Annotated in this window: 1 protein-coding gene; it reads right to left on the bottom strand. The window is 72.8% G+C overall.

What is annotated here, in order from left to right; genetic code table 11:
• Positions 1-1,166: SDR family oxidoreductase (locus tag AC5RV2_RS18200; protein WP_494093493.1), on the bottom strand; the 1,166-nt coding region annotated here is incomplete at both ends.

A 1,166-nucleotide genomic window follows, 5' to 3' on the forward strand; every position in this document is an offset into this window, starting at 1 on the left:
GGCCGCGCCCGCGGAAGCCCCGCGACCCCCAGCCCCGAGCCGGGCCGCCCGGCGGATGATGTTGCGGGCCATGGAGGGGAAGATCAGCCCGTGGAACGGGAGCACCAGCCACCAGTAGAGCTTGCCGGAGAGCCCGGTGGGGAAGTAGATGGCGCGCTGCCGGTAGACACTGCCGCCGTCCGCCGGGACCACCGACAGCTCCAGCCAGGCCTGGCCGGGCACCTTCATCTCGGCGTGCAGCCTCAGCAGCCGGCGCTCGGGCGTGTCCTCGATGGCCTCCACCCGCCACCAGTCAACGGCGTCGCCCACGCTGAGCCGGTCGGCATGCCGGCGGCCGCGGTTGTGACCGGCGCCGCCCACCAGTTTGTCCAACACGCCCCGGATGGCCCAGGCCGCGGGCCACGAGTACCAGCCGTTGTCCCCGCCGATTCCCTGGATCACCCGCCAGACGTCCTCGGCCGCAACGGCGGAGCCGCGTTCCCGCGCGTCCACGAAGACGGTGCGGCCCGCCCACTCGGGGTCGCTGGGCAGCGGGTCCGACGGCGGGCTGTTGGAGGCGTTGGTCCAGCTGGTTTCCACCTCGCCGCTGGCCATCTTGCCCAGCGCCAGCTGCACCGCGCGGCGGTACCCGGTGAGCCCGCCCGCGGGCGGCGGGATGTAGCGGTCGATGTCGTGCTCGGCGGAGATAGCGTCGTGCTGGAGGGACTCCACCAGCGGCACGGCCATGGCGTGCGGGATGGGGGTCGTCAGCGCCACCCACCAGCCGGCCAGCGCGGGAGCCGGAATCGGCAGGGCATAAATCAGCCGCCGCGCCAGCCCGGCCTCGCGCGCGTACCCGTACATCAGCCCCGCGTAGGTGATCTGTTCCCGCGAGCCGATATCGAAGGTGCGGTTCAACCCGGCCGGCAGCTCCGGCGCCCGTTCCAGGTAGTGCAGCACATCGCTGATCGCTATCGGCTCCACGGTGCGCCGCACCCAGCTGGGCGCCGGCATGACCGGCAGGTTTTCGGCCAGGTGCCGGATCATCTCGAAGGAGGCGGAACCGGAGCCAATCACGACGCCGGCCTGGAAGACCGCCGCCGGCACCTCGCCGTCCAGCAGCGCCCGGCCCACGGCGGCGCGCGAGCGCATGTGCCGGGACAGCTCGACGTTCTCCGGATGCAGCC

The organism is Arthrobacter sp. Y3225116 (assembly GCF_059091245.1).